This window comes from Actinoplanes sp. OR16, assembly GCF_004001265.1.
Lineage (GTDB): Bacteria > Actinomycetota > Actinomycetes > Mycobacteriales > Micromonosporaceae > Actinoplanes.
The window spans coordinates 6546056-6570069 of the sequence record NZ_AP019371.1; the positions used below are offsets into that span (position 1 = coordinate 6546056).

24 protein-coding genes and 2 pseudogenes are annotated in these 24014 nt (G+C 69.2%); 14 read left to right on the top strand and 12 right to left on the bottom strand.

The genetic code is table 11. From position 1 onward, the window contains the following. Nucleotides 1–2 precede the first annotated feature (2 nt). The 4 genes from EP757_RS29900 to EP757_RS29915 are packed head-to-tail and all read left to right on the top strand — an operon-like array spanning nucleotide 3 to nucleotide 2645. On the top strand, nucleotides 3–731 hold the full coding sequence (locus tag EP757_RS29900) for a metal ABC transporter ATP-binding protein (protein ID WP_127551650.1): 729 nt from the start codon (nucleotides 3–5) through the stop codon (nucleotides 729–731). Then, a complete protein-coding gene (locus EP757_RS29905; RefSeq protein ID WP_127551652.1) occupies nucleotides 728–1561 on the top strand; it encodes a metal ABC transporter permease in 834 nt (277 codons plus the stop codon). The genes EP757_RS29900 and EP757_RS29905 overlap by 4 nt, the downstream gene beginning before the upstream one ends. Next, a complete protein-coding gene (locus EP757_RS29910) occupies nucleotides 1558–2364 on the top strand; it encodes a metal ABC transporter permease (protein WP_127551653.1) in 807 nt (268 codons plus the stop codon). Before EP757_RS29905 ends, EP757_RS29910 begins: the two co-directional genes overlap by 4 nt. Further along, nucleotides 2361–2645: a helix-turn-helix transcriptional regulator gene (locus tag EP757_RS29915; protein WP_127551655.1), complete on the top strand. Its 285-nt coding sequence runs from the start codon at nucleotides 2361–2363 to the stop codon at nucleotides 2643–2645. The genes EP757_RS29910 and EP757_RS29915 overlap by 4 nt, the downstream gene beginning before the upstream one ends. Here EP757_RS29915 and EP757_RS29920 read toward each other — a convergent pair. Continuing rightward, complete coding sequence (locus tag EP757_RS29920; RefSeq protein WP_127551657.1) at nucleotides 2583–4070, bottom strand: NAD(P)/FAD-dependent oxidoreductase; 1488 nt, start codon at nucleotides 4068–4070, stop codon at nucleotides 2583–2585. The genes EP757_RS29915 and EP757_RS29920 overlap by 63 nt on opposite strands. 64 nt (nucleotides 4071–4134) lie before the next feature. On the opposite strand from EP757_RS29920, the gene EP757_RS29925 reads away from it, so the two are divergent. Then, entirely contained in the window at nucleotides 4135–5343 is a 1209-nt protein-coding gene (locus EP757_RS29925) for a CdaR family transcriptional regulator (RefSeq protein WP_127551659.1), read from the top strand. 6 nt (nucleotides 5344–5349) lie between these two features. Here EP757_RS29925 and EP757_RS29930 read toward each other — a convergent pair whose 3' ends face one another. Next, nucleotides 5350–6597, bottom strand: a complete 1248-nt coding sequence (locus tag EP757_RS29930; RefSeq protein ID WP_174262458.1) for a GTP-binding protein — start codon at nucleotides 6595–6597, stop codon at nucleotides 5350–5352. A 60-nt stretch (nucleotides 6598–6657) separates the two neighbouring features. Between EP757_RS29930 and rpmB the strand changes: the two are divergent. The 3 genes and pseudogenes from rpmB to rpsN form a co-directional block, all read left to right on the top strand. Next, nucleotides 6658–6882, top strand: a pseudogene (gene rpmB, locus EP757_RS29935) (50S ribosomal protein L28); the annotation flags it as partial. Nucleotides 6883–6947: 65 nt separating this feature from the next. Further along, nucleotides 6948–7115: a 50S ribosomal protein L33 gene (gene rpmG, locus EP757_RS29940; protein WP_127551663.1), complete on the top strand. Its 168-nt coding sequence runs from the start codon at nucleotides 6948–6950 to the stop codon at nucleotides 7113–7115. 39 nt (nucleotides 7116–7154) lie between these two features. Next, a complete protein-coding gene (gene rpsN, locus EP757_RS29945) occupies nucleotides 7155–7460 on the top strand; it encodes a 30S ribosomal protein S14 (RefSeq protein WP_127551665.1) in 306 nt (101 codons plus the stop codon). Between the two features lie 220 nt (nucleotides 7461–7680). On the opposite strand, the gene EP757_RS29950 is transcribed toward rpsN, so the two are convergent. The 4 genes from EP757_RS29950 to EP757_RS29965 all read right to left on the bottom strand — a co-directional run bounded on the left by EP757_RS29950 (nucleotide 7681) and on the right by EP757_RS29965 (nucleotide 11409). After that, nucleotides 7681–8430, bottom strand: a complete 750-nt coding sequence (locus tag EP757_RS29950; protein ID WP_127551667.1) for a hypothetical protein — start codon at nucleotides 8428–8430, stop codon at nucleotides 7681–7683. Nucleotides 8431–8812: 382 nt separating this feature from the next. Next, nucleotides 8813–9946: an RNA polymerase sigma factor gene (locus tag EP757_RS29955; RefSeq protein WP_127551669.1), complete on the bottom strand. Its 1134-nt coding sequence runs from the start codon at nucleotides 9944–9946 to the stop codon at nucleotides 8813–8815. Then, nucleotides 9943–10350: a YciI family protein gene (locus tag EP757_RS29960; RefSeq protein WP_127551671.1), complete on the bottom strand. Its 408-nt coding sequence runs from the start codon at nucleotides 10348–10350 to the stop codon at nucleotides 9943–9945. The genes EP757_RS29955 and EP757_RS29960 overlap by 4 nt, the downstream gene beginning before the upstream one ends. Nucleotides 10351–10503: 153 nt before the next feature. Continuing rightward, complete coding sequence (locus tag EP757_RS29965; RefSeq protein WP_127551673.1) at nucleotides 10504–11409, bottom strand: nuclease; 906 nt, start codon at nucleotides 11407–11409, stop codon at nucleotides 10504–10506. A gap of 205 nt (nucleotides 11410–11614) precedes the next feature. On the opposite strand from EP757_RS29965, the gene EP757_RS29970 reads away from it, so the two are divergent. Further along, nucleotides 11615–12661 (top strand): NAD(P)-dependent alcohol dehydrogenase, encoded by a 1047-nt coding sequence (locus EP757_RS29970; RefSeq protein ID WP_127554501.1) that lies wholly within the window; start codon nucleotides 11615–11617, stop codon nucleotides 12659–12661. A 413-nt stretch (nucleotides 12662–13074) separates the two neighbouring features. Here EP757_RS29970 and EP757_RS29975 read toward each other — a convergent pair whose 3' ends face one another. From EP757_RS29975 to EP757_RS30000, 6 genes and pseudogenes are all read right to left on the bottom strand, one after another. After that, a complete protein-coding gene (locus tag EP757_RS29975; protein ID WP_146002952.1) occupies nucleotides 13075–14715 on the bottom strand; it encodes a methyl-accepting chemotaxis protein in 1641 nt (546 codons plus the stop codon). A 100-nt stretch (nucleotides 14716–14815) separates the two neighbouring features. Continuing rightward, the gene (locus EP757_RS29980) at nucleotides 14816–16192 is read right to left on the bottom strand and encodes a glycoside hydrolase family 43 protein (RefSeq protein WP_127551675.1); all 1377 of its coding nucleotides are present in this window, start codon (nucleotides 16190–16192) and stop codon (nucleotides 14816–14818) included. Between the two features lie 253 nt (nucleotides 16193–16445). Further along, nucleotides 16446–17075 (bottom strand): response regulator transcription factor, encoded by a 630-nt coding sequence (locus EP757_RS29985; RefSeq protein ID WP_127551677.1) that lies wholly within the window; start codon nucleotides 17073–17075, stop codon nucleotides 16446–16448. After that, nucleotides 17072–18343 carry a sensor histidine kinase gene (locus EP757_RS29990; RefSeq protein ID WP_127551679.1) on the bottom strand — a complete coding sequence of 424 codons (1272 nt, stop codon included), beginning with the start codon at nucleotides 18341–18343 and terminating at the stop codon, nucleotides 17072–17074. The genes EP757_RS29985 and EP757_RS29990 overlap by 4 nt, the downstream gene beginning before the upstream one ends. A gap of 4 nt (nucleotides 18344–18347) precedes the next feature. Beyond that, complete coding sequence (locus EP757_RS29995; protein WP_127551681.1) at nucleotides 18348–19070, bottom strand: ABC transporter permease; 723 nt, start codon at nucleotides 19068–19070, stop codon at nucleotides 18348–18350. A gap of 62 nt (nucleotides 19071–19132) precedes the next feature. After that, nucleotides 19133–19783 (bottom strand): annotated as a pseudogene (locus tag EP757_RS30000) (ABC transporter ATP-binding protein); the annotation flags it as partial. Nucleotides 19784–19961: 178 nt separating this feature from the next. On the opposite strand from EP757_RS30000, the gene EP757_RS30005 reads away from it, so the two are divergent. Genes EP757_RS30005 through EP757_RS30025 form a run of 5 tightly spaced genes read left to right on the top strand, consistent with a single transcriptional unit; the run spans nucleotide 19962 to nucleotide 23946 of the window. Next, complete coding sequence (locus EP757_RS30005) at nucleotides 19962–20603, top strand: response regulator transcription factor (RefSeq protein WP_127551684.1); 642 nt, start codon at nucleotides 19962–19964, stop codon at nucleotides 20601–20603. A 19-nt stretch (nucleotides 20604–20622) separates the two neighbouring features. Beyond that, nucleotides 20623–21822, top strand: a complete 1200-nt coding sequence (locus tag EP757_RS30010; RefSeq protein ID WP_232050070.1) for a cytochrome P450 — start codon at nucleotides 20623–20625, stop codon at nucleotides 21820–21822. Beyond that, complete coding sequence (locus EP757_RS30015; RefSeq protein WP_232050071.1) at nucleotides 21822–22025, top strand: ferredoxin; 204 nt, start codon at nucleotides 21822–21824, stop codon at nucleotides 22023–22025. The genes EP757_RS30010 and EP757_RS30015 overlap by 1 nt, the downstream gene beginning before the upstream one ends. Continuing rightward, nucleotides 22022–23131 carry an NAD(P)/FAD-dependent oxidoreductase gene (locus EP757_RS30020; protein WP_127551686.1) on the top strand — a complete coding sequence of 370 codons (1110 nt, stop codon included), beginning with the start codon at nucleotides 22022–22024 and terminating at the stop codon, nucleotides 23129–23131. Before EP757_RS30015 ends, EP757_RS30020 begins: the two co-directional genes overlap by 4 nt. After that, the gene (locus tag EP757_RS30025) at nucleotides 23128–23946 is read left to right on the top strand and encodes an SDR family oxidoreductase (protein WP_127551688.1); all 819 of its coding nucleotides are present in this window, start codon (nucleotides 23128–23130) and stop codon (nucleotides 23944–23946) included. Before EP757_RS30020 ends, EP757_RS30025 begins: the two co-directional genes overlap by 4 nt. The last annotated feature ends 68 nt before the right edge of the window (nucleotides 23947–24014 follow it).

Here is a 24014-nt window from a genome sequence, read left to right on the forward strand (position 1 = left end):
CCATGGAACTGCGGTACGAGAACGTCGCCGTCGGATATCAGGGCAGATCGGTCATCAGCGAGATCGACCTGAAGGTGACGCAGGGACAACGACTACTCCTCGTAGGGCCCAACGGCGCCGGGAAGTCCACCCTGATCAAGTCCATGATCGGAGCCGCCGAAATACAGTCGGGAACGGCGATCAAGCCCGAGCGGAGCGACATCGGATACGTACCGCAGGCCGGCAGCCTCGACGCCGACTTCCCGGTCAGCGCCGGCCAGGTGGTCATGATGGGCCGTTACCGCCGCCTCGGCTGGTGGCGGCCCGCCGGGAGAGCCGACCGGACGGCGGTCCGTGCGGCATTGGCGAAGGTAGGACTCGAGGACAAGGCCGGGCACCGCTTCGGCACCCTCTCCGGCGGTCAGCGTCAGCGCGTGCTGCTGGCCCGCGCGATCGTCGCCGAGCCGGGTCTGCTGCTGCTCGACGAGCCGTTCAACGGGGTCGACGCGGTCAGTCAGGACGCGATCGTGACGGTCCTGCGGGAGCTGTCGGCCGCCGGCGCCGCGATGATCATCAGCACTCATGACCTCGGCCTGGCGCGTGACCTCGCCGACCTCGTCTGCCTCCTCAACGGACGGCAGTGGGCGGTGGGCACGCCGGGCGAGACGCTCACGGTCGGTTCACTGCGGCTTGCGTACGGCGGAAGCGCCGTGTTCTCACCTAACGACCGGACAGTGCTGGTCGAGCAGTGATCGAGCCGTTCACCGTCCCGTTCATGGGCCGGGCCCTCACCGAGATCGCGTTGCTCGCGCTGATCTGCGGCCCGATCAGCGTCCTGGTGTTCGTGCGCCGCCTGTCGTTCGTCTCGGACGCGCTGACGCACACCGTGTTCCCCGGAGTCGTGATCGGCTTCGCCGCCGCGGGCATCGAAGGCGTGTTCCTCGGCGCCCTGGTCGTGGGCGTGCTGACCGCGCTGGTCCTCACCCTGCTGACGCGCGGGGCCCGGCTCACCGACGACGCGGCGACGGCGGTCCTGCTCACCGCGATGTTCTCGATCGGTGTAGTTCTCGTGTCACGGCGTACCTCGTACACCTCGGATCTGACGTCCTTTCTCTTCGGACGCCTGCTGACCGTGACACCGCAGCAGATCACCGAGACGGCGGTGCTCGCGGTGGTGATCCTGGGCGGGCTGCTGGTGACGTTCCGTGCGCTGCTGTTCCGGGCGTTCGACCCGGCCGGCGCGGCGGCCGCGGGTTTCCGGATCGGCCGGCTCGACCTGTGGGTGAACGTGCTGCTCGCGCTCGTCGTGGTCGCCGCGGTCCGGGCGGTCGGGACGATCCTGGTGGTGGCGCTGCTGATCGTTCCCGCGGCGGCGGCGCGGATGGTGTCCGACCGGCTCCCGACGATGGCCGCCGCCGGGGGAGTGCTGGTGCTCGCGGCCGGCTACTTCGGGCTGCTGCTGTCCTGGACGGCTTCGCTGCGATACGGGATCGCGCTCACCTCGGCGTCGGCGGTCGTACTGCTGCTGGTGCTCTTCTATCTGCTGCTCATCCCGGTCCGCGCGCTGAGGAGGACGGCATGATCGAACGTGCCGTGCTCGAAGTGCTGCTCGTCGGCGCCCTGGCCGGCCTGATCGGCGTGCACGTGGTGATGCGCCGCCTCTCGTTCTTCACGATGGCCCTGACCCACGCGACGTTCCCCGGCGTGGTGGCCGCCTCGATCATCGGGGTGAATCTGCTGCTCGGGGGAGTGGTGACCGGCGCCGTGATCGCTCTCGGCGTGGCCGCGCTGTCCCGTCGCCGCGGTCAGGACGCCGCGGCGGCCACCGGCGTGCTGCTCTCCGGGGGATTCGCGCTCGGCGCCGCGCTGGTGGCGACGCAGAGCGGCTTCAGCCGGGACCTGTCCTCGTTCCTGGTCGGCTCGATCCTCACGGTGAGCTCCCAGGACCTGCTGATCACGGCGGTGGCCCTGGCCGTCGTGGCGGCGACGCTGCTGGTCTGCTCCCGGCCGCTGCTCTACGCCGGGTTCGACCCGGCCGGCGCCCGGGCGGCGGGCCTCGCGGTCGGCGCCTGGGACGTCGTCCTGCTGCTCACGATCCAGGTGGTCGTGGTGACGCTGGTGCCGGCGATCGGCACGATCCTCGCCCTGTCCCTGATCGTCGCCCCGGCGGCGGCCGCCCGGCTGTGGTCCGACCGGCTGCGGGTGATCACCGCCGGGGCCGTCGGCCTGGCGATGGCGAGCGGCCTGCTGGGACTGTGGATCTCCGCCCGGTGGAACGTGGCCGCCGGTGCGAGCATCTCGCTGACCGCGACAGCGGCCCTGCTGCTCTCCTGGGCTCTGCGCAGAGCGGTCGCCGGGATCACCCGTGAGGTGGCGGCGGCATGATCGATCCTGCTGAACTGCGGCGCGTCGTGGAGATGCTGCGCGGTATGGCCTACGAGCACCGGCTGCACATCCTCGTCGTGCTCGAGGCGGGCGAGGCCACCCCGGCCCGGATCGGCGAGGCGGTGCCGGCCCACCCGACGGCCATCGCCCACCACCTGCGGCACCTGGCGCACGCGGGCCTCATCCGCCGCCGTCGCCAGGGCCGCCACGTCCTCTACTCACTCGCGGGCGACGAGGTCGTCACCGTGCTCGACGCGGTGCTGCGCGGTTCCGGCCGCTGAGAAGTGCAGCTCCGGGTCGGTCACGTCGTCGGCGCGCAGCAGTCTCACGTCGGACTGATAGTCCATCGAGGTCAGCCACGGCATCCGGTCGCCCTGGCGAGGCAGCTGGCCGACCGCTCGCCTGATGTACCCCGCGCCGAAATCGAGGAAGGGGCGGGTCGGCATGGAAGGGTCGTTCAGCACGGGCCGGCATTCGGCGTACCCATGAAGGTCCATGTGTTCGAGGATCCGGCAGAAGTGCTCACAGAGCAGGCCGATCTTGAGCGTCCAGGAGGAGTTGGTGTAGCCGATGGCGAAGGCGAGGTTGGGCACGCCGGAGAGCATCATGCCCTTGTAGGCGACGGTGTCCGGGAGGTGCACCGGCCGGCCGTCGACGGTCATCGGGACGCCGCCGAACGCCTGCACGTTGAGGCCGGTCGCGGTCACGATGATGTCGGCCTCCAGCGAGCGGCCGGACTCCAGCAGCACGCCCTCCGGGGTGAACCGGGCGATCCGACCGGTGACCACCGACGCCGAGCCGTGCCGGATGGCCCGGAACAGGTCGCCGTCCGGGACCGCGCAGAGCCGCTGGTCCCACGGGTCGTACGGCGGGTTGAAGTGCTCGTCGACCGGATAACCGGGCGGCAGCTGCCGGGTGTTCACCCAGCGGATCACCCGGCGGGCGGCCTTCGGGAACCGCTGGGCGAACGACCAGATCATCCTCTGCTGGGCGATGTTCTTGCGCCTGGTCCAGGCGTATCCCCGTACCTCTCCCAGGTGCTTCTTGAAGGCGTTGGCGAGCTTGTCCTTCTTCGGCACCGGGAGGATGTAGGTGGGCGTGCGCTGCAGCATCGTCACGTGGGCGGCGGTCGGCGCCATGGCCGGGACCAGGGTGACGGCGGTCGCGCCGCTGCCGATGACGAGGACGCGCTTGCCGGCGTAGTCGAGGTCTTCCGGCCAGTGCTGGGGGTGAATGATCGTGCCGCGGAAGCTCTCGCGATGGTGGAAGGCGGGGGTGAAGCCCTCGTCGTAGCGGTAGTAGCCGCCGGCGCTGAACAGCCAGTCGCAGCTCAGCGTCCTTCCGTCGGCGAGGGTGACCGTCCAGCGGGCGTCGGCGGAGGACCACGCGGCATGCGCCACCTCATGGTGATAGCGGATGTGCTGGTCCAGGCCGTTCTCGGTGATCGTCTCGCGCAGGTAGGCGAGGATCCGCGGCGCGTCGGCGATCGACTCCTCGTCGCGCCACGGCTTGAACTCGTAGCCGAACGTGTGCAGGTCGGAGTCGGACCGGATGCCCGGATAACGGAAGAGATCCCAGGTGCCGCCGGACGCGCCCCGGGCCTCCAGGATCGCGAAGCTCTTGGCGGGCAGCTCGGTCTTCAGGTAGCGCCCCGCGCCGATGCCGGAGATGCCTGCCCCGATGATCAGAACGTCCAGATGCTCCATGGCCCCAGGATGCGTTCTCCCGGTGCCGTTGCGCCAGGGCGAAACGCACCGCCATCATCACAGCATGGTGCAGAACGCTGCATGGCCGTCGATCCCGCCCCGCATCGCCGACCTGTTCCGGCAAGGCGCCGAGGCGGCTCTCGACCCGCCCGCCGACTGGATCGAGGGGCTGCACGCGGCGTCGCTCAGCGGCGAGCGGATGCGCCCGGTCGCCGAGGATCCGGTGCTGGTCGCCGGCGTGCGGCGCAGCAACGTCGCCAATCTCGGTCAGTGGACCGCGGCGAACGTACGCCACCCCGGCGTGCGCGTGCCGGTCGACCTCGCGCCAGAACTCCTCGACACCGCCCGTGACCTGGTACGCCGTGGGCTGGATCAGCGAGCGCTGGACTCCTACCGGACCGGTCAGTCCGTCGCCTGGCGGCGCTGGATGGACATCTGTTTCGGTCTCGGCGCGTCCCCTGACGAGCTGCGGGCCCTGCTCGACATCTCGTCGCTGTCGATCTCCACGTTCGTCGAGGACACCATCGCCGCCGTCTCCGAGCGGATGGAGCGGGAACGGGCCGAGCTGACCCGCGGCGCCCACGCCGAGCGGCGGGCCACCGTCACGCTGATCCTCGAAGGGGCGCCGATCAGCCGGGCGCGGGCGGAGGCGCAGCTGGGATATCGGCTGACCGGCCCGCACACCGCCGCCATCATCTGGTCCTCCGACGCCTCCGGTCAGTTGGAGGCGGCTTCGGAGGCGCTGGTCCGGGCCGGTACGGCCGCGTCCCGCCTCACGATCGTCGCCGGTGCGGCCGTCCTCTGGCTGTGGCTGCCGGTCGCCGTCGCGCCGGATCCCCGGGATCTCGACCTCCCGCCCGGTGTGCGGATCGCGATCGGGCGGCCGGCCGCCGACCTCGACGGCTTCCGGCGCAGCCACCTCGACGCCGTCGCCACCCAGCGGATGCTGACCCGGCTCACCTCGCCGCAGCAGGTCGCCCGCTACACCGACGTGCAGCTCGTCGCGCTGCTCACCGCCGATCCGGCGCAGGCCGACGAGTTCCTCGACGACACCCTGGGCGACCTGCTGCACGCCGACGCCGAGACGCGGGAGACCGTTGCCGTGTACGTCCGGGAGCAGTGCAGCGCGACGCGTACGGCAGAAAAGCTCTTCACCCATCGCAACACGGTGGTCCGCCGCCTGGCACGCGCCGACACCCTCCTGCCGCGGCCGCTGGCCGGCACCACGCTCAGCGTCGCGGCCGCGCTCGAGGTCCTGCGGTGGCGAGGATGATCGTTCTCACCGCTTGTCCTGCTCGCGCAGCGGAAAACATCCCGCGAAGGGGTCGTCGAGGGCGTGCCAGGCGTCGAAGCCGTCCGCCAGCTCGTCGTCGGTGAGCAGGCAACTCGCGAGCAGCCTGGTCAAGTGGGCCGCGTCCAGTCCGAAACCGATCAGCGCGAGGACCGTCTGCCGGTCGCCGTAGTACGGATCCCACGCCAGGTCGGCGGCGATCCGGCGCTCGTCGCTCGTCTCGGTCCAGCGCTCCACCGGCAGCGCGGCCAGCCAGAATCCCAGGCTCCCGAGACTGACCCCGCCGCCCGCGGCCTCGAACGCGATCACGCCGTCCGGCTGGCTCGCGATCCACAGCTGGCCTCGCCCTCGCAGCGCGTGCTCGGTGATGCCTTCGAGGGCCTCGTGCAGCCGCCGCGGGTGGAACGGCCGGCGGGATCGGAACACCACCGAGGTCTCGCCGTCGTGCACCGCGATCTGCCGGCCCTCCAGCGCCAGGCCGAGCAGACCCGGGCGGTTCGGATCGTGGCGTCCGGTGCGGCGCAGAGCGGCGGCGAGGTTCCCGCAGTCCAGGGACGGCGATGTCCCGGTGGAGACGTGGGCTGACCACGGCGCGAGGCGGCGTACCAGAGTGGTCAGCTTCTGAAGATCCGCCTCATCGGAACCCGGACGGCTCCACAGCAGCACCGTGTCGCTGAATTCGACCTGGTGCACGACCACCTCGGCGACCGCGCGGTGATCGTCCTCGGCGGCGTGCATGTCCCGGTCGCGCAGGTCGTCGGTGCTCGCCAGGTCGTCGAGGAAACGATCGGCGTCGACCACCGCCACGTAGGAGTCGAAGCGGATCGTCTCGGTCACCGGCGCGCCGTCGACGAGAGTGTGCGCGCACGCGCCGGCGACCGCTTCGGGCTCCACGACCGGCGGCAGGACCAGCAGGATGTCGCTGCCCGGCCACTCGCGGGCGATCCGGACCAGGGTCGGCAGCACGTCCTCGCGCAGGGTGCAGGACACGCAGCCGTGCTCCAGCGGCACCTCGGCCTCCTCGATGATCCGGTCGGCCGACTCGACGACGCGGCGTACCCGGCCGTCGCGGAGCCGGGCGAGGTCGTGCCGGACGGCCACCAGCTGGGTGTCCTCGATCAGCAGGGCTCGGGCTGCCGCCTGCGTGGTGCCGGGTTCGAACCCGGACAGAACGGTCACTCGGGGCCGCTGATCTGCGGAGACGGGAGCGGTGGAGGTGATCGGGTTGCTGTTCACGTCCATCATCTTGTCCGCTCGGCTTGCTAATGACAATGGTTTTCATTGTAAAGTTGCGGCATGTCGTTCCTCTGTGACGTGACCGGCGCCAAGCCCGGCTTCGGCAACGCCGTCTCCCATTCGCACCGCCGCACCAGACGCCGCTGGAACCCGAACATCCAACGCCGCCGCTTCCGCCTGACCGACGGCAGCACCATCCGCCTGAACGTCAGCACCAAGGGCCTGAAGGTCATCGACCGGGACGGCATCGACGCCGTCGTGGCTCGTATTCGTGCGCGCGGTCTTCCGAGGCTTGGCCTCGCAGCCGCCGGTTCTCAGGACTCCCGTCCTCGTCCGCAGGAGGTTCACTGATGGCTAAGTCCACCGACGTCCGCCCGGTCATCAAGCTTCGCAGCACGGCGGGAACCGGGTACACCTACGTCACCCGCAAGAACCGCCGCACCCACCCCGACCGCCTGGTCCTCCGCAAATACGACCCGGTGGCCCGCCGCCACGTCCCGTTCCGCGAGGACCGCTGATGCCGTGTTCCCCACGTACGAAGGAGGAGTCCCGCTGACATGGCCCGCCGAAGCCTCACCGAACGCGAGAAACGCCGCACCGACCTGGTGAACCGCTATGCGGAACAGCGAGCGGCCCTGAAGAAGACGATCGCCGGCCCGGCCACCGACCCGGCGGAGCGGGAGTCCGCCGTACGCCGCCTCTCCACCCTGCCCCGCGACTCCAGCCCGAGCCGCCGCCGCAGCCGGGACCAGATCGACGGCCGCCCCCGGGGTGTGCTGTCGCGTTTCGGCCTCTCCCGCGTGCGGTTCCGCGAACTGGCCCACCGCGGCGAACTCCCCGGAGTCCGCAAAGCCTCCCTCTGACCAGCCGAAGCCGGCGGCCCGCCCGCCGGCCCAGGCCGCCCCCCGAAAGCGGCGGTCCAGGCCGTCCCCACCGAAATCGCCCGCCCAGGCCGTCGCCACCGAAATCGCCCGCCCAGGCCGTCGCCACCGAAAGCGGCGGCGCATGCCATCCTCGCTGAAGCCGGCGGCCGGACCCTGGCTTCAGGCCGCCCTTACCGAAGCCGGCGGCTCGCCCGTCGGCTCAGACCGGGCCACTCCGTATGCCGGCGATCTGCGCGAGAAGCGGCTCACGCCAGAGCGCCAGGTCAGCGGCTTCCAGCTCAGGCACCCTGACGCCCCGTAGCCCGGAAACACACACCGGAACCTCCGCATCCCCCGACACGATCACCCAGTCCTCACTGCCCGGCACCTCATACCGCCAAGCCGGAACCACCCTCCCGTCCACACCCAGCGTCGTGTCCGCACCGGGCCGTTCCGCCATCCGCATCAACGCCGTCGCGGACTCCCGCTGCGAAATTTCCTGAGCCGCAGCCGCCCGCTCGGCCAGCGACAACAACGCGCCGGCAACCAGCCCTCGCCGAAGATCCCCACCGATCGACGGGTCCATCGAGGAAACGGCGAGGTCAGGCTCTTCACCGTCCAGGCACCCCGATTCGCGACCGAGAACGACCATCACAAGTCGACTCTCGTCCGGCCGTGCACCCACCCATTGAGTACTGACACGGTCCAGCCGCACGACACCGAATCCAGGCGCGTCCCACACCGCGAACGTCACCATTTCCAAATCCGAGCCCCTTCCCGCGCCGCGAACGGCGCCGCGTCCAAAACCCGAGCCCTCTTCCCGCGCCGCGAACGGCACCGCCTCCGAGGCCCGAGTCCCTGCCGCGCCGCAGAACTTCGCCGGTTCACAAGCCAGGGGCCCTGCGGCGCCGCGAATGTCACCGGCTCGTATGCCGGAGTCCTGCCGCGCCACAAACGTCACCGCGTCCATAGTCCTCAGCCTCTCCACGCCGCGAAGCACCACGCCTGGCCGTCGAGGGTCCGCCGCGATTCCGGCCCGGCCCGGCCCGGCCCGACCCGACCCGACCGACCCGACCGGCCCGACCCGGCCCGACCGGCCCGACCCGGCCCGACCGGCCCGACCCGACCGGCCCGGCCCGACCTGGCTCGACCCGACCCGGCTCGGCCCGTCTCGTCTCGTCTCGTCTCGCCGAGACCAAAGGCCAGGCGAACCTCAAGACAACCTGAGCCCGCCGCCCCAGGCCCAATGCCCGCCGCCCAACGCCCGCCGCCCAACGCCAAATGCCCGCCGCCCAACGCCCGCGGCCCGCCGAAAGTCGGAAGCGCTCTCCGCGGCCTCGCGAATCCGGTCCTCAACCCATCCGTGAGTTGAGCCGTGCTGCCTGCCGCGTCAGATGGTCGCGTTCCGCAAGGTTCGTGGCCTTCCGCGCCGCCTCCGCGTACAACCGCGCCGCCGTGCCCCAGTCGCCATCACGCTCATGCAAGTAGGCCGAAACCGCCTCATACCGGGGCAGCGCCGGATCCAGTTCCGCTAGGGCCTTCAAGCCTGCCCGCGCCCCGTCGGCCTCACCCACGGCGACGGCGCGATTGAGCTTGACGACCGGATTGCCGGTGAGCGCGACGAGTTCGTCGTACCACTCCACGATCTGCACCCAATCCGTCTCCTCCGCGGTCAGCGCGTCCGCATGAAGCGCCGCGATGGCAGCCTGCGCCTGGAACTCCCCGAGCCTGTCCCGGGCGAGCGCCGCCTGCAGAATTTTCACCCCCTCAGCGATCGATGTCGTGTCCCACCTGCCGCGATCCTGCTCGGCCAACGGGATCAGGCTCCCGTCGGGACCGGTCCGCGCGTCCCGTCGTGCGTGGTGCAGCAGCATCAGAGCCAGCAGCCCTGCGACTTCCGGATGATCGATGGCGAAGGCCAGTTGCCGCGTGAGCCGGATCGCCTCGGCCGCCAGGTCGACGTCGCCCGAATACCCTTCGTTGAACACCAGGTAGAGCACCCTCAGCACCGTCGCCACATCGCCCGGCTGGTCGAACCGCACGCCGGACACGGTCCGCTTCGCCCGGCTGATGCGCTGCGCCATCGTCGCCTCGGGCACCAGGTAGGCGTCCGCGATCTGCCGGGTGGTCAGCCCGCCGACGGCCCGCAGTGTCAGCGCGACCGCCGACGCCGGAGTCAGCGACGGGTGCGCGCACAGGAAGTACAGCTGCAGCGTGTCGTCGACCGCGGTGGCCGGCCCGGGCGCCGGCTCCTCATGAACGACGTCCTCGCGCCGGCGGCGGGCCACGTCGGCACGGGTCGCGTCGAGGTACCGGCGCCAGGCCACCGTGACGAGCCACCCCTTCGGGTCGCGGGGTGGCTCACCGGGCCACACCCGCACCGCTTCGATGAGCGCGTCCTGCACCGCGTCCTCGGCCGCCGCGAAGTCGGCTCCGCGGCGGACGAGGATCCCGATCACGCTCGGGGTGAGTTCCCGGAAGTTCATTCCGTGATAGTCGGCGAATGGGTCAGGAACGGCCGGACCTCCAGCCACTCGTGAATCGGCCTGCCGTCCTTGCCCGGCGCCGCGGACAGTTCGCCGGCCAGCTCGATCGCCCGCTCATAGCTGTCCACATCGATGATCATCCACCCGGCGATCAGATCCTTGGTCTCCGCGAACGGCCCATCGGTGACGGGCGGCCGTCCTTCTCCTCCGTACTGAACCCACGTCCCCTCCGGCGCCAGCGCCTGGCCGTCCACGAACTCCCCGCTCGACTCCAGCCGAGCCGCGAAGTCGTTCATGTACTGCACATGTGCCGTGATCTCCTCGGGTGTCCACTTCTCCATCGGCACGTCGTTGACCGGAGTCGGCGCGCCACGGTAGTGCTTGAGCAGCAGGTACTTCGGCATGGTGTCTCTCCTAGGTGCTGACGTGACCCATTGTGGTCACTTCTGCCCCTGGGACGGAGCCCGCCACCGAGTCTCGACATCCCCACCCCACTTTCTTGAAGATCTTTTTCTCGTACGGGGATCAGCGGCCGTCACGACGCCGGACAGACCGTCCTATCGACCGGAGGCCAGGCGGGCGGACGGTGTGAGGTTCAGTCTCGCCACCGCATCGCGCAGGTCCGCCGGCCACAGCCACAGCCGGTACTCCGGGTCGATGCCGAAGTAGTCCTCCGGGCCGTGCAGCACCCGGTTGCGCAAGTCGACGCAGTACCTCTCGCGCCACGAGCGTTCGTCGACCTTCAGCGGCTGGCCGTTCACCTTCTTCTTGGTGATGTCGAAGAGTCGCTCCATGGAGCGGTACTCGTAGGCCAGCAGCGTCTGCGGATTGGCCCAGATCCCCAGCCCGTCGGCGCGGGCGCCGGCCGCAGCCTCGATCAGCAGAGCCAGATCGTCGGCGGCCGGGATGTCGGGGTAGATGATGAACGGCGCAGCCCAGCCGGAGGTCACCAGATCGAGGTTGAAGGTGGGCCGGAGCCGTTTCGGGAACTCGCGGCGTTCCTTCTCGGTGTAGTCGGGAGCGAGGTAGGCCAGCAGCCGGTGGTTGCTGTCGAACGGACTGTCGGCCACCCGGATGAACATGGCGCGCGGCTGGCCACCGGGCCGGGCCAGGCGCCTGGCGATGTTCTCCTTCGAGAACGCGGACGCGGCCTGTCCCTGCGAGAAGTGCAGTGACCCGGCCTGACCGGAGTCCAGCCGCGGTTTCAGGAATTCCCCGAGCTCCGAGGAGATCGGCGCGAGCCCTTTGTGAATCCACTCGGCCAGCTGGCTGAACTCCTCGTCGATCTGCGCGGCTCGCTCCGCGCCGCGGGCCGTGACCTCCGGCGTGTCGACGGACAGCATCCGGACCGGCATTCGCAGGTTCGGTGTGTCTCCGTCCGTCACGTCCACCAGTGGCCGGCTGCCCAGGGTCGGCATGCTGGCGCCGTCCGGCGCCCAGAAGACTTGCACAGGCTCGATCATCAGGATCCTCCACGGAATGCCCTACAAGCAGCGATGACCGCCAGTGCATCACCTGGTTCGGATTACGCCTACGCCGTGGAAGAAACCCGACCCTGACGGGGTATCCATGGGGTGTACCGGCAGTACACCTCACACCAGGCTCTCCCAGCCGCATGACGGGTGTGATCAAGTAGAGACAAAAGCCAGACCGTTCCCGGAGGAAGTCATTCTCACCGTCAACGCCATCGCCGCGCCCTCTGCCACCGAGCCGCTCGTGCGCACCACGGTCGAGCGCCGTGACCTGGGCCCGGGCGACGTCCTCATCGAGATCGCCTACGCCGGAATCTGCCACTCCGACATCCACACCGTCCGTGGTGAGTGGGGGCAGGTGCCTTACCCCCTCACGGTCGGCCACGAGATCGTCGGGCACGTGACCGAGGTGGGCGCCGACGTGACCCGTCACGCCGTCGGCGACCGGGTCGGCGTCGGTTGCATGGTCAACTCGTGCCGGGAGTGCGAGAACTGCCAGGCCGGGCAGGAGCAGTACTGCCTCGCCGGCAACACCGGCACCTACGCCGCTGTCGACCGCGACGGCACGGTCACGCAGGGCGGTTACTCCACCCACATCGTCGTCGACCAGGACTTCGTGCTGCGCGTGCCCGAGTCGATCCCGGTCGAGAAGGCCGCGCCGCTGCTCTGTGCCGGGATCACCACCTATTCCCCGCTGGCTCATTGGAACGCCGGCCCGGGCAAGAAGGTCGCCGTCGTGGGTATGGGCGGTCTCGGCCACATGGCCGTGAAGATCGCCGCTGCGATGGGCGCCGACGTGACGGTCCTGTCGCAGACGCTCGGTAAGAAGGAGGACGGCCTCGCCTTCGGCGCCCAGGACTATCACGCCACCAGCGACCCGGCCACCTTCGACAAGCTCAAGAACACCTTCGATCTGATCATCAACACGGTCAGCGCGCCGATCGACATGCGTTCCTACCTCGGGTTGCTGCGTCTCGACGGCACCCTGGTGAGTGTGGGCGCCCCGCCGGAGCCGCTGCCCGTGCAGGTCTTCAACCTCTTCAACAACCGCCGCTCGTTCGCCGGATCCAGCATCGGCGGTATCGCGGAGACCCAGGAGATGCTGGACTTCTGCGCGGAGCGGGGCATCGCCCCCGAGGTCGAGATCATCGCCGCCGAGGCAGTGAACGAGGCATACGAGCGGGTCCTGAAGTCCGACGTCCGCTATCGCTTCGTGATCGACATCGACACCCTGCGCAAGTAGCGCCGGCTGTCCGTCGAGCCCCGGTCCGGCCTGTCGCCGGCCCGGGGCTCTCTTATATGCGGTCATTCGTCCTCCCCGTCTCAAGTCCTGCCGCCGACGGTAAACCCGGCCCCAAGGGTCGACTCAAGTCTCGATTCCGGGATTTTCGCGGGCGTCTTCGGCCAGACCGGAGAAGCGATTTTCAGGGGATCATCAGCGATTCGCAAGGTTGCAGATGGCGCGCAAATGGGCGCGTTCCTGCACTTAGCGGGGCCGATCCGGGCCTGGAACACTTGGCGTCTGCTCAGGCCCGAGGCGAATTCCACCGACGTGGCGGAATGGGCCGAAGGAAGGATGTGCGCCATGGAGAATGCGGGCACGAGAATGCACGGAATGCTGCCGAGGGCACGAATGCGTGTGCCCTTGCGCGGAGATTAGACGCGGAACTGCGCCACGACCGTCCGGAGCTCGGTGGCGATTCCCGCCAGCTCGTGGGCCGTGGACGTCGCCTCGCCCAGCGCGGCGGTCGTCGTCTGAGCGGCCGCGGCCACACCGTCGATGTTGCCGGCGATCGCCGCGGTTCCGTCGGCGGCGTCACCGACGCTGCGCGACATCTCGCCCGTGGTCGCGGTCTGCTCTTCGACGGCCGAGGCGATGGTCGTCTGGTAGTCGTTGATGCGGGCGATGATCGAAGAGATCTCCTCGATCGCTGCCACTGCATTCGTCGTGTCGGCCTGGATGGCCTCCACCCGGCGGGCGATGTCCTCGGTGGCTCGCGCCGTCTCCTGGGCGAGGTCCTTCACCTCGCTGGCCACGACGGCGAAGCCCTTGCCCATTTCCCCGGCCCGTGCCGCCTCGATGGTGGCGTTCAGAGCAAGGAGGTTGGTTTGTTCCGCGATCGCAGTGATCGTCTTGACCACGTTGCCGATCTCAGCGCTCGACGTGCCCAGTTTGGACACCGTGGCGTTGGTGCCGGCGGCGACACCTACGGCTTCGCTGGCCACCCGGGCTGCCTCGGCGGCGTTGGACGCGATCTCGCGGATCGACACGCCCATCTCCTCGCTGCCGGCGGCGACGCTCTGCACGTTGGTGGAGACGTCGCCGGCGGCCTGGGCGGCGACGTTCGCCTGCGCGGCGGCCTCCTGGGCGGACTGGCCGATCCGGTCGGCGGCCCGGGTCAGGCGGTCGGTGCTGGTGTCGAGGGTCTGCGAGCTGACCGTCAGGCGGCCGACCATGTTGCGCAGGCCTTCGCGGGCGGTGTTGACGGCCACGGCCATGGCGCCGAGCTCGTCGCGGGCGTGCACCTGCGCGTCGACGGTCAGGTTTCCGTCGGCCACTGCCGCGAGCGCCGTGGAGACGCTGCGGAGCTGGCGCGCGATCACCCGGGACACGAAGGTGGCCAGGGCGAGTGCCAGGATCAGGCCTACGACCAGCCAGATGATCATCTGGTTGCGGGCGCTCTTGTAAGCGGCCTCGGCATCGGCGGCCATCGCGCCGGATTCGGAGTCCTCGGCTTCCTGGAGTTCGACGACGGAGGCGCGCAGGTCCTCCTGGGTCTGCGTCCAGACCGTGCCGAGCTCGGCCGGGGCCGGCATCTCGTACCCGGCGTCCGGCGCCTCCTGGAACAGCGCGTAATCGCGGAGCTGGAGGTAATAGTCGAAGGTCTCGGCCACCTCGGCGACGGCCTTCTGCCGCACCGGCGACTCGGCGGAGAGCGCGCGGTAATCGTCGATGGCGGCGATGGTCGCGTCGTCGATCGCCGGCAGGTTGTCGCGCTGATCCTGCTTGGCGGCCTGCGCGACCACCTGGTAGGCGAAGAGCACCTGGAAGCCCTCGCCGATCGCCCCGCGGATCGTGGCGAGTTCCAGGCTGCTGTCGACGTGGTCCGACTTCATCGTCTTGATGTCGTCGTTGAGGCCGCTGAGCCGGGTGATCGCGAGCGTTCCGATGAGGGCGGCGACGAGTGCGCCGCAGAGGGCCGCCGCGTAGACCTTGGTGCTCACCTTGAAGTCGGCCAGTATGCCGACCAGGCCGTTTCGGCCAGTGGTGACTTCGACCTCGCCGCGCCCGCTCATCGCAACCCCGCGCCTTCCCGGACTGTTCCTCCCTACCTGTCGGCTAGATTCCACGACGACTGAGCAGCGTCGCAGAACTGTCACTTTCGCTCGCTCTGGGTTATTGGTCGGCCTTTTTCGAGATGTACGAAAAAGCCAGCACCCGCTCGACGCAGAGCACCCGGCCCGTGAAGCCGCCGGCCACCTCGGTCGACAGATAACGACCGTCGAGCCGTGCCAGTTCGACGCCGCCGGCACTGAGCACGATCTCGTCGGGTCCGGCCTGTTCGTGCGGCGGATCGACCGCTTCGATCCGCAGTGTGACCGTGCCCGACGCAGGTGGAGGAACGGAAGCGAGGGCTTGTTCCAGGTCGCCGATGTGGGCCACAGCGGTGATGGAAGAGGTGTCGGCCATCAGGGCGTACCAGTGTCGGTCGTCGAGGCGAAGGGTCAGGTGGGATCGGTGCGGACCGGGGGAGAGGGTCGTTTCGGCGGACCAGCGGAGGTCTTTCACGCGGACGCAGGAAGGGCCGGAAGAAGAGGACGTGGACGGGGTGATCCAGCGCGGATGGGTGACCGGCGCGGTGAAGTCCTCGGAGAACGAGTGGTCCTGATCGGGGACCGGCCGGTCCGTGCTCGTGACGACCGGCCAGCCGTCCTTCCAGGTCACCGGGGCCAGGAAGGTCTCGCGGCCGATCACGTGGAAGGCGGGGGTGTAGCCGCGGGGGCGTACGCCCAGATGCACCATCCACCAGGCGCCGCCGGTGTCCTGGACCAGGTCGGCGTGACCCGTGTTCTGAACCGGGTGCGTGGTGCTGCGGCGGGTGAGTATCGGATTGTCCGGGCCGGGTTCGAACGGGCCGGACGGAGACGGGCCGCGGGCGATCGTGACGGTGTGGCCGCGTTCGGTGCCGCCCTCGGCGATCAGGAGATACCACGTGCCGTCGATCTCGTACAGGTGCGGTCCTTCGGGGTGGGCCATGCCGGTGCCCTGCCAGATGCCCTGGATGTCGTCGAGCTTCGCGCCGGTCAGTGGGTCGATCCGGACCTGCATGATGCCGCCCGGATCGTGGAAGCCCTTATAGGTCAGATAACAGTTCCCGGCGCTGTCCCAGGACAGGTCCGGGTCGATGCCGATCGTTCCCGGTACGAATACGGGATCGCTCCACGGGCCGGTGGCGCTGCCCGCGTGCATGATCAGCTGGCCGTCCTGGAGCCGGTTGACGATCGTGGTCGTCAGCCAGAAGCGGCCGTCGTGGTGGCGCAGCGTCGGCGCGTAGATGCCGGTCGACGGCGCCGCGCCGGTGGGGTCGAACTGCGAGGCGCGGGTGACGACGTTGCCGATCTGCTGCCAGCCGACCAGGTCCCGGCTGTGGAAGATCGGGACGCCGGGGAAGTATTCGAAGCTGGAGCAGATGAGGTAGTAATCCTCGCCGACCCGGCAGACGGACGGGTCGGGGTGGAAACCGGAGATCACCGGCTCGGTATCGATCGTCATGCTGGTGAAGCTACGGTGGCGCGCTGCCGGGCGGTAAGCACCGCAGCCGTCTACGGTCGTTCCATCGGCAAGTTGATCAAGCGTCGGTCGATCAGGGCGAAGGCAGGCCCGGACGGGTCGGGGGCGAGGCGGAGTCTGCCGCTGGTCAGCGCCGGACTGGTTCTGATCGTGCTGGTGACGATTCTTTCAACCGGGGTGGCTGCCCCGTGATGAGGCCACGCGAACAGAAGCGTCCCCGCTCGCCGCCGCGCGATCAGGAATCGGGGATCAGCAACCTGCGGTGGAAACCTTCTGCGACGGCTGCTGCGCGATCGCTCACTCCGAGCTTCGCGTAGATGCTGAGTAGATGGCTCTTCACCGTCGCCTCGGTGATGAAGAGGCGGGAGGCTGCTTCGCGGTTCGTGTTGCCGGCCGCTACCAGTTGCAACACCTCCAGCTCACGCTGGCTGAGGAGCTGTGGCGCCGGCGTGCGTACCCGGTTGACCAGGCGCATCGCGACGGACGGGGACAGTACGCTCTCGCCGCGGGCTGCCGCCTGGGCGCCGCGTAGCAGATCTTCGCGGGGTGCGTCCTTGAGGAGGTAGCCGGTCGCGCCGGCCTCGATCGCCGGGATCACATGGGCGTCGTTGTCGTAGGTGGTCAGGACGAGGACTCGTGCGGGGTTTCCGGCGGCAGCGAGTGCGGTGATCGCCGACAGGCCGTCCATGCCGGGCATCCGCAGGTCCATGAGGATCACGTCGGGGTGCAGTGCTTGAGCCATCCGGACTGCTTCGGCGCCGTCGGAGGCCTGACCGAGCACCTCGAAACCGTCGGCGGCGGCGAACATGGCGCTGAGACCGTCCCGGACGATGGGGTGATCGTCGGCGATCAGAAGGCGAATCATCGATGTCCCCCGGCCGGCAGTGGAATCCGTGCCGAGATCCCGGTGCCGGCGCCGGGCTCGGTCTCGATCTGCAGCGTGCCGTTCCATGCTTCGACTCGCTGCCGCATGATCGTCAGGCCGTAGCTGCCGTCCTTGCTGGTCGCGAGGTCGAAGCCGGCGCCGTCGTCGAGGACGTCGAGTGCTACCTCGTCGTCGAGATAGGAGAGTGTGATGCCGACCCGGGTGGCGCCGGCGTGCTTGGCGATGTTGGCGAGGGCCTCCTGCGCGGTGCGAAGCAGAGCGGACTCGGCTTCGGGATCGAGCGGGCGCGGGGTGCCGGTGGTTTCGACGCGTACCGGCAGATCGTGCACCGACGACCACCGCGCCGCCACGCCGGCGAGCGCGTCGGCGAGGCGCGACGCGGCCGAGCGCGAATCTTCCGAGCGCGAATCTTCCGAGCGCGAATCTTCCGAGCGCGACTCGTCCGAGCGCGACTCGTCCGAGCGCGAATCTTCCGGGCGCGACTCGTTGGGGCGCGACTCGGCCAGGGCGGCGGGGCGCAACGCGTCGACCGAGCGGCGGGCCTCGGTGAGACTGTCCCGGGCCAGCTGCTTCACGGCTGCGAACGGATGCTCCCACTGCGGCGGGACGGCGAGACGCTGCTCGGCTGCCTGCATCTGGGCGATGATCCCGGTCAGGCCCTGGGCCACCGTGTCGTGGATCTCCCGGGCCATCCGCCGGCGTTCTTCGAGGACGCCCGCCTCCCTGGCCTGGGCGACGAGCTGGGCCTGGAGCTCTTCGAGGAGGCGGTTCGATCGGGCGAGTTCGTCCTGGATCAGTTCTTCGCGGTGCAGGACCCAGGCCATCACGGCCATGATCACCATGTTGAGGAGCACGACGACGCCCGTGATGACGTATCCGGAGATGCCGGTCTTCTCGATCGACGAAGACTGCGCGATTCCCGCCACCACCGCCACACTCGCGATCGCCGGGATCCGGCCGGGCCAGGGCAGGAAGGTGAAGGCGTAGATGTAGGCGGCCGTCGTGAAGAACCCGAAGGCGGGGACGCGGAGGACCAGGATCAGCGTGAGGAGGACGAGGCCGAGGAAGAGGATCCAGGATTCGCGGTGCAGGATCGGGGTGAACATCGGGATCATCCACACCGCAGTGACGGCACAGAGCAGGAGCTGGGACTGTCCATCGGCGATCGTGTAGACGGTGAGCAGGGCCAGCAGCCCGTACGGCACCACGGTTGTCAACCACCAGGAGGGCTGCCGATCCACAGTCATCACCCTAAGCCCAGCGGAACCATCGGATCGCGGCCGCCGCGCACACCACGGCGTACCCGAGAAGGATGAGCAACGGTTGAGCCGGCGGGAAGTCGCCCGCGTAGGTCGCCTGGAAAGCCTCCATGCCGGCGCCGAGCGGCGTCGCGTGACTGATGTCGCGCAGCAGCGGCGGCATCTGGCTGATCGGCACCCACAGCCCGGCGAAGAACATCATCGGGAAGTAGAGGACCGTGCCGATCGCCGTGGCAGCGGCACGTCCCGGGGCGAGAGCGGTGATGAGCAGGCCGATCGCCAGCATGGCGGCCGCCACGAGCAGCCAGGAGAGGAGGAAGCCGAGACCGGATGCGGGCAGTCCGACGCCGAAGGCCAGCCGGGCCACGGCGAGGAAGAGCACGGCCGCGATGACCGCGATTCCCAGATTCGCCACGAGCTGGGCGGCGAGCACCCGCGCCGGGCCGACCGGCGTGGTGTGCAGGCGGCGCAGGACACCGTTCTCGCGATAGCCGGCGAGCACCGTCGGCACCGCTACCAGGGCGAGCATCGCCAGGTTGAAGAGGATCAGCACCGGCACGTAGAGATCGAACAGTGACAGGCCCGCCTCGACCTCCTCGCGCAGCGACGGGACGTTGCCGAGGACCACGAGCAGCACAAGGGGGAAACCGACGCCCCAGAGCGGGCCGACCTTGTCCCGGATCGACAGGAGGGCCTCCATCTTGATCAGGTTCATCAGTTGCCGTCCTTCCGGGTGGTCAGAGCCAGGAACGCGTCTTCCAGAGATCCGTCGCCGGCCAGTCCGGACGGGGTGTCCACGGCGACGACGTGACCGCGATCGATCAGCGCCAGCCGGTCGCAGAGGCGCTCGGCCTCCTCCATGAAGTGAGTGACCAGCACGATCGTGGTGCCGCGCTCCCGCACCCGCTTGATCACTTCCCAGGTGTCGCGGCGGGCCTGCGGGTCGAGCCCGGTCGTCAGCTCGTCGAGGATCGCGACCTCCGGGTTGCCGACCAGCGCCAGCGCGATCGACAGGCGCTGCTTCTGGCCACCGGACAGCTTGGCGTACTTGGTCTTCGCCTTCGCCGTGAGATCGAGCGCGTCCATCAGCTCCCGCCAGTCGTTCGGCGTGGCGTAGAACGAGCTGTACAGTTCGAGCGCCTCGGCCACCTTGAGCTGCGCCGGGAGCTGGCTTTCCTGGAGTTGCACGCCGAGACGCCTGGTCAGCGCCGCATGATCTTTCACAGGATCGAGTCCTCGTACGGCGACAGCACCGTGGTCAGGGGCTCGCAGTCCGGCGATGCACTCGACGGTCGTCGTCTTTCCGGCTCCGTTGCGTCCCAGGATTCCGAAGATCTCCCCCTGCTCGACCGTGAGGGACACATCGTCGACGGCGAGCGTGTCGCCGTACCGCTTGCGGATGTTCTGCACTTCGATGACTGCTGGCATGCATCGAGCCTCCCGTGACCGCGTTTCCGCAGGCAGTCACCGGGAGACGTGGTCCGGCCCACCGATCGGCGGGCCCGCAGAACCCACCGATCGGCGGGTTGTCAGGCGGGAGGGCTGTCGTCGCGGTGGGGCTTCCGGCGTACGAGATCGAGGGTCTTCGAAGAGTAGCGTCGCGGTCATGCCGCATGTGCTGGTGACGGTCCCGGACGGTGAATTGCGTCGATCGCTGAGTGCCCGGCTGGCCGCGACGGGGTATCGCGTCACGCCCGCCACGACCGGCGCGGCCGCGATGGCTCGGCTGCGGGAACAACCGGTCGATCTGATCGTCGTGGATGTGGAGATCCCCGATCTGGACGATCTGGCGCGCACCCGGCCGGTGCTGACCGATCGCCCGCCGATCATCTGCATGACACCGTGCGAATCGCTCGACGCGCTGCTGCCCGAGGTCGGCACCGAGGTCGAGGACTACGTGACCAAGCCATGCCGGATCCCGGAACTGCTGGCGCGGGTGCGGGTCCAGTTGCGGCCGCCGGTGTTGCGGCACGAGGATCTGCTGCTCGACGAGGCGGCCGGGCAGGCGTGGCGGGGTGGGCGGGCGCTCGACCTGACCGCTGCCGAGTTCCGGTTGTTGCGCCATCTGATGCGCAACGCACGTCAGACCCTGTCCAAGGAGCAGATCGCGTGGGAGGTGTGGAGCGAGCCGCGCGACGCGAACGCGATCGAACGCCTCGTCGCGCGCCTGCGGCAGAAGGCCGGACCGGACCTGATTCACACCAGGCGCGGATTCGGGTATCACCTGCGTCAGCTTCCCGTCAGGTGACCTTGGTTGCATACCGGGCATGTCAGACACGCCCTACTATCCGATGACCCGTGCGGCGTCCTGCCCGTTCGCCCCGGCCGCCGCGATCCGTGACATGCCGCCGCTCGCCCGGGTGCGGATCTGGGACGGCAGCACGCCGTGGTTCGTGACCCGGCACGCCGACCAGCGCGCCCTGCTCAACGACCCGCGGCTCTCCATCGACGAGAAGAAGCCCGGGTATCCGCACATGACCCGGTCACGCGCGGCCATGGCGCCGCACATCCCGCCGCTGATCACGAACACCGATCCGCCGGAGCACACGCGACTGCGGCGTACGGTGAACGGCCCGTTCATGGTCAAACGGGCTTCTTCGCTCAGGCCGGGTATCCAAGAGGTCATCGACGAGCTGATCTCCGCGGTCCTGGCCGGTCCGCGCGTCTTCGATCTCGTCGAGAAGATCGCGCTCCCGGTGCCGACTCTCGTGATCACGCGGATCCTCGGCGTCCCCTATGAGGATCATGAGTTCTTCCAGGCCGCCAGCCGCCGCGCGATCAGCCACGACACCGATCCGGCAGCGGGCGCGGAGGCGGGCCGTGGCCTCGGCGAGTATCTCGGCGCACTGCTGACCAAGAAGATCGCCTCCCCGGACGACGACGTGCTGTCGGAGATGGGCGCGCGGGTCACGGCAGGGGAGATGACCTTCGAGGAGGCCGTCACGATGGGCAGTGCCATTCTCATCGCCGGCCATGAGACCAGTGCCAGCATGATCTCCCTCGGCACTCTGGCGCTACTGCGGAATCCTTCGGAATTGGCGATTCTCCGTTCTCGCTCGGACGACCCCGCCTTCGTGGCGAATGCGGTCGAGGAACTGCTGCGCTATCTCACGATCGTGCACTCCGGCATTCGCCGTATCGCCGTCGAGGACATTCCGCTGCACGACACCGTCATCAAGGCGGGCGAGGGAGTCGTCTTCGACCTGTCCGGAGCGAACTGGGATCCAGCCGCGTTTCCGTCGCCGGATAGACTCGATTTGAAACGGCCCGCCCGGACGCATCACGCTTTCGGCTATGGTGCCCATCAATGCCTCGGGCAATCCCTGGCGCGCGTGGAATTGCAGGTCGTCTACAGCACCCTCTACCGCCGTATTCCCACGCTGTCCCTGGCCGTGCCGTTCGAGGAGGTCGAATTCGCGATGGAAGGTGTCGCCTACGGCCTCAAAGCGCTCCCGGTGACGTGGTGATGACGATGCGCGTGGAGTTCGACGAACCGAAATGCGTGGCGGCCGGTCAATGCGCCATGGTCGCCCCGGCTGTATTTGATCAGCGGGACGAGGACGGCGTGGCAATCGTCCTCACTCCTTCGCCTCCAGAGGAGGAGTACGAGGCGGTGCGGGAGGCCGCCGCCGTCTGCCCGGCCGCGGCCATCCGGCTGGTCGAGGAGTGAAGCGCGTCGTCGTGGTCGGCGCTTCGGCCGCCGGCCTCGCGGCCGCTGAGACCCTGCGCCGCGAGGGCTTCACGGGGACGGTCACCCTCATCGGTGAGGAGCCTTCTTCCCCGTACGACCGGCCGCCCCTCTCTAAGCAGGTCCTGTCGGCGCGATGGGACCTCGACCGGATCCTGTTGCGCTCCGATGCTCACCTCAAGGCGCTTGACCTGGACATTCGTCTCGGTGTGCGGGCTGACTCGCTCGACGCCGACGGCCGGACCGTGGGGCTGGCCGATGGCGGGACGGTCCCGTTCGATGGCTTGATCGTGGCGACCGGGGTGCGGCCACGGCCTCTTCCCGGATCGGGGGCGCGCTACCTCCGTACGATCGAAGACGCCCTCGCCTTGCGGGAAAGCTTGCGCCCCGGCACGCGGGTGACCATCGTCGGCGCCGGGTTTCTCGGCGCGGAATGCGCCGCGGCGGCCGTAGCGCTCGGCTGCTCGGTGGAACTTCTGGAACCGGCGCCGGTACCGCTCGCGCACGCCGTCGGCCCTCTCCTGGGCGAACACCTGTCCGAAATTCATCGCTCGCATGGCGTTGTCCTGCGAACCGGCGTGGCCGTTGCCGACGTATCCGCCATCGACGCCGACGTCGTGTGGGTGGCGATCGGCTCGCAGCCCAATGTGGAATGGCTCGCCGCAAGCGGGCTGACCGTGGACGACGGCTTGGTCTGCGACTCCTATTGCGCTGCTGCCCCGGGCATCTACGCGGCCGGGGACGTGGCGCGATGGCACAATCCGCTGTTCGGTGTGGACATGCGCATCGAGCACCGGACGAACGCCGCCGAACAGGGCATGGCCGCCGCCCGCAATCTGCTGGGGGCGGGCCGGCCGTTCGCGCCGGTGCCGTATTTCTGGTCCGACCAGTACGACCTGAAACTCCACGCCTTCGGATATCTTCGCGGTCATGACACGGTTTCCATAGTCGAAGGATCGCTGGCATCGAATCGCTTCCTGGCCACTTATCGAAAAGAGGGCAGACTGGTGGGCGTAGTGGCCGCGGGAATGCCACCGAAAGTCGTTCGTTCCTGGCGGCAGGCCGTTCTCTCGGGAGATTCGCGATGACTGCCGAAACCGTCGTGATCACCGGGGCCGGCGGAATGGGGAGCGCTGTGGCGCGGCGTATCGGCAGTGGCCGTCGGATCGTCCTCGCCGACGCCGCTCCTGAGCACCTGGACCGGGCCGTGGCCGCCCTCGAAGCCGAAGGCCACGACGTGTCCGGGCGGGTCGTGGACGTCGGTGACCAGGAATCCGTCCTGGCACTGGCCGCCTATGCCGCCGCTGAAGGCCGCCTGGCAGCCGTCGTCCACACCGCCGGAGTGTCCGCCGCGACCGCGTCGATCCCGCAGATCCTGCGTGTCGACCTGGCCGGAACCGCCTACCTGATCGACGCGTTCGCTGCCGTCGCGGTGCCCGGGACGGCGGTCGTCTGCGTGGCGAGCATGGCCGGCCACTACGCCCGGCTCTCCGCCGCCGAGGAACGCGCGCTGGCATCGGAGCCGGCATCCGCCCTGCTCACGCTGGACGTCGTGCGATCGGCCGGGCCGGATGCGGTGTCCGCCTACATCCTGGCGAAACGCGCCAACCAGGTCCGCGCGTCGGCGGCTGCCCTCGCCTACAGCCGGCGTGGCGCACGGATCAACACGCTCAGCCCCGGCGTGATCTCCACACCCATGGCGCGAGCGGAACAGCAGTCGGCGTCAGGCGATCACATGATGGCGATGCTGGAGGCCTGCGGCGCCGGCCGCACCGGAACCCCGGCCGAGGTCGCCGAGGCGGTGGCGTTCCTGGCCGGGCCTGATGCGCGCTACATCACCGGAACCGATCTGCTGCTCGACGGCGGGCAGGCCGCTTGGATCCGCTGGCACCGGCCGTCGTGATCCCATGGCCTGGATCCTGGCTGCTGCCCGGCTCTTCAGCTGCCGCTCTGCCCGGCTCTTCAGCTGCT

Excerpts from the sequence above, each read along its gene's own strand:
- EP757_RS29980 (WP_127551675.1), bottom strand. The coding sequence starts at position 16,192 with ATGACGATCGATACCGAGCCGGTGATCTCCGGTTTCCACCCCGACCCG.
- EP757_RS30010 (WP_232050070.1), top strand. The coding sequence starts at position 20,623 with ATGTCAGACACGCCCTACTATCCGATGACCCGTGCGGCGTCCTGCCCG.
- rpsN (WP_127551665.1), top strand. The coding sequence starts at position 7,155 with ATGGCCCGCCGAAGCCTCACCGAACGCGAGAAACGCCGCACCGACCTG.
- EP757_RS29925 (WP_127551659.1), top strand. The coding sequence starts at position 4,135 with ATGGTGCAGAACGCTGCATGGCCGTCGATCCCGCCCCGCATCGCCGAC.
- EP757_RS30025 (WP_127551688.1), top strand. The coding sequence starts at position 23,128 with ATGACTGCCGAAACCGTCGTGATCACCGGGGCCGGCGGAATGGGGAGC.
- EP757_RS29975 (WP_146002952.1), bottom strand. The coding sequence starts at position 14,715 with ATGAGCGGGCGCGGCGAGGTCGAAGTCACCACTGGCCGAAACGGCCTG.
- EP757_RS29900 (WP_127551650.1), top strand. The coding sequence starts at position 3 with ATGGAACTGCGGTACGAGAACGTCGCCGTCGGATATCAGGGCAGATCG.
- EP757_RS29995 (WP_127551681.1), bottom strand. The coding sequence starts at position 19,070 with ATGAACCTGATCAAGATGGAGGCCCTCCTGTCGATCCGGGACAAGGTC.
- EP757_RS29915 (WP_127551655.1), top strand. The coding sequence starts at position 2,361 with ATGATCGATCCTGCTGAACTGCGGCGCGTCGTGGAGATGCTGCGCGGT.
- EP757_RS29950 (WP_127551667.1), bottom strand. The coding sequence starts at position 8,430 with ATGGACGCGGTGACGTTTGTGGCGCGGCAGGACTCCGGCATACGAGCC.
- EP757_RS30005 (WP_127551684.1), top strand. The coding sequence starts at position 19,962 with ATGCCGCATGTGCTGGTGACGGTCCCGGACGGTGAATTGCGTCGATCG.
- rpmG (WP_127551663.1), top strand. The coding sequence starts at position 6,948 with ATGGCTAAGTCCACCGACGTCCGCCCGGTCATCAAGCTTCGCAGCACG.
- EP757_RS29985 (WP_127551677.1), bottom strand. The coding sequence starts at position 17,075 with ATGATTCGCCTTCTGATCGCCGACGATCACCCCATCGTCCGGGACGGT.
- EP757_RS30015 (WP_232050071.1), top strand. The coding sequence starts at position 21,822 with ATGACGATGCGCGTGGAGTTCGACGAACCGAAATGCGTGGCGGCCGGT.
- EP757_RS29920 (WP_127551657.1), bottom strand. The coding sequence starts at position 4,070 with ATGGAGCATCTGGACGTTCTGATCATCGGGGCAGGCATCTCCGGCATC.
- EP757_RS29910 (WP_127551653.1), top strand. The coding sequence starts at position 1,558 with ATGATCGAACGTGCCGTGCTCGAAGTGCTGCTCGTCGGCGCCCTGGCC.
- EP757_RS29990 (WP_127551679.1), bottom strand. The coding sequence starts at position 18,343 with ATGACTGTGGATCGGCAGCCCTCCTGGTGGTTGACAACCGTGGTGCCG.
- EP757_RS29955 (WP_127551669.1), bottom strand. The coding sequence starts at position 9,946 with ATGAACTTCCGGGAACTCACCCCGAGCGTGATCGGGATCCTCGTCCGC.
- EP757_RS29965 (WP_127551673.1), bottom strand. The coding sequence starts at position 11,409 with ATGATCGAGCCTGTGCAAGTCTTCTGGGCGCCGGACGGCGCCAGCATG.
- EP757_RS29960 (WP_127551671.1), bottom strand. The coding sequence starts at position 10,350 with ATGCCGAAGTACCTGCTGCTCAAGCACTACCGTGGCGCGCCGACTCCG.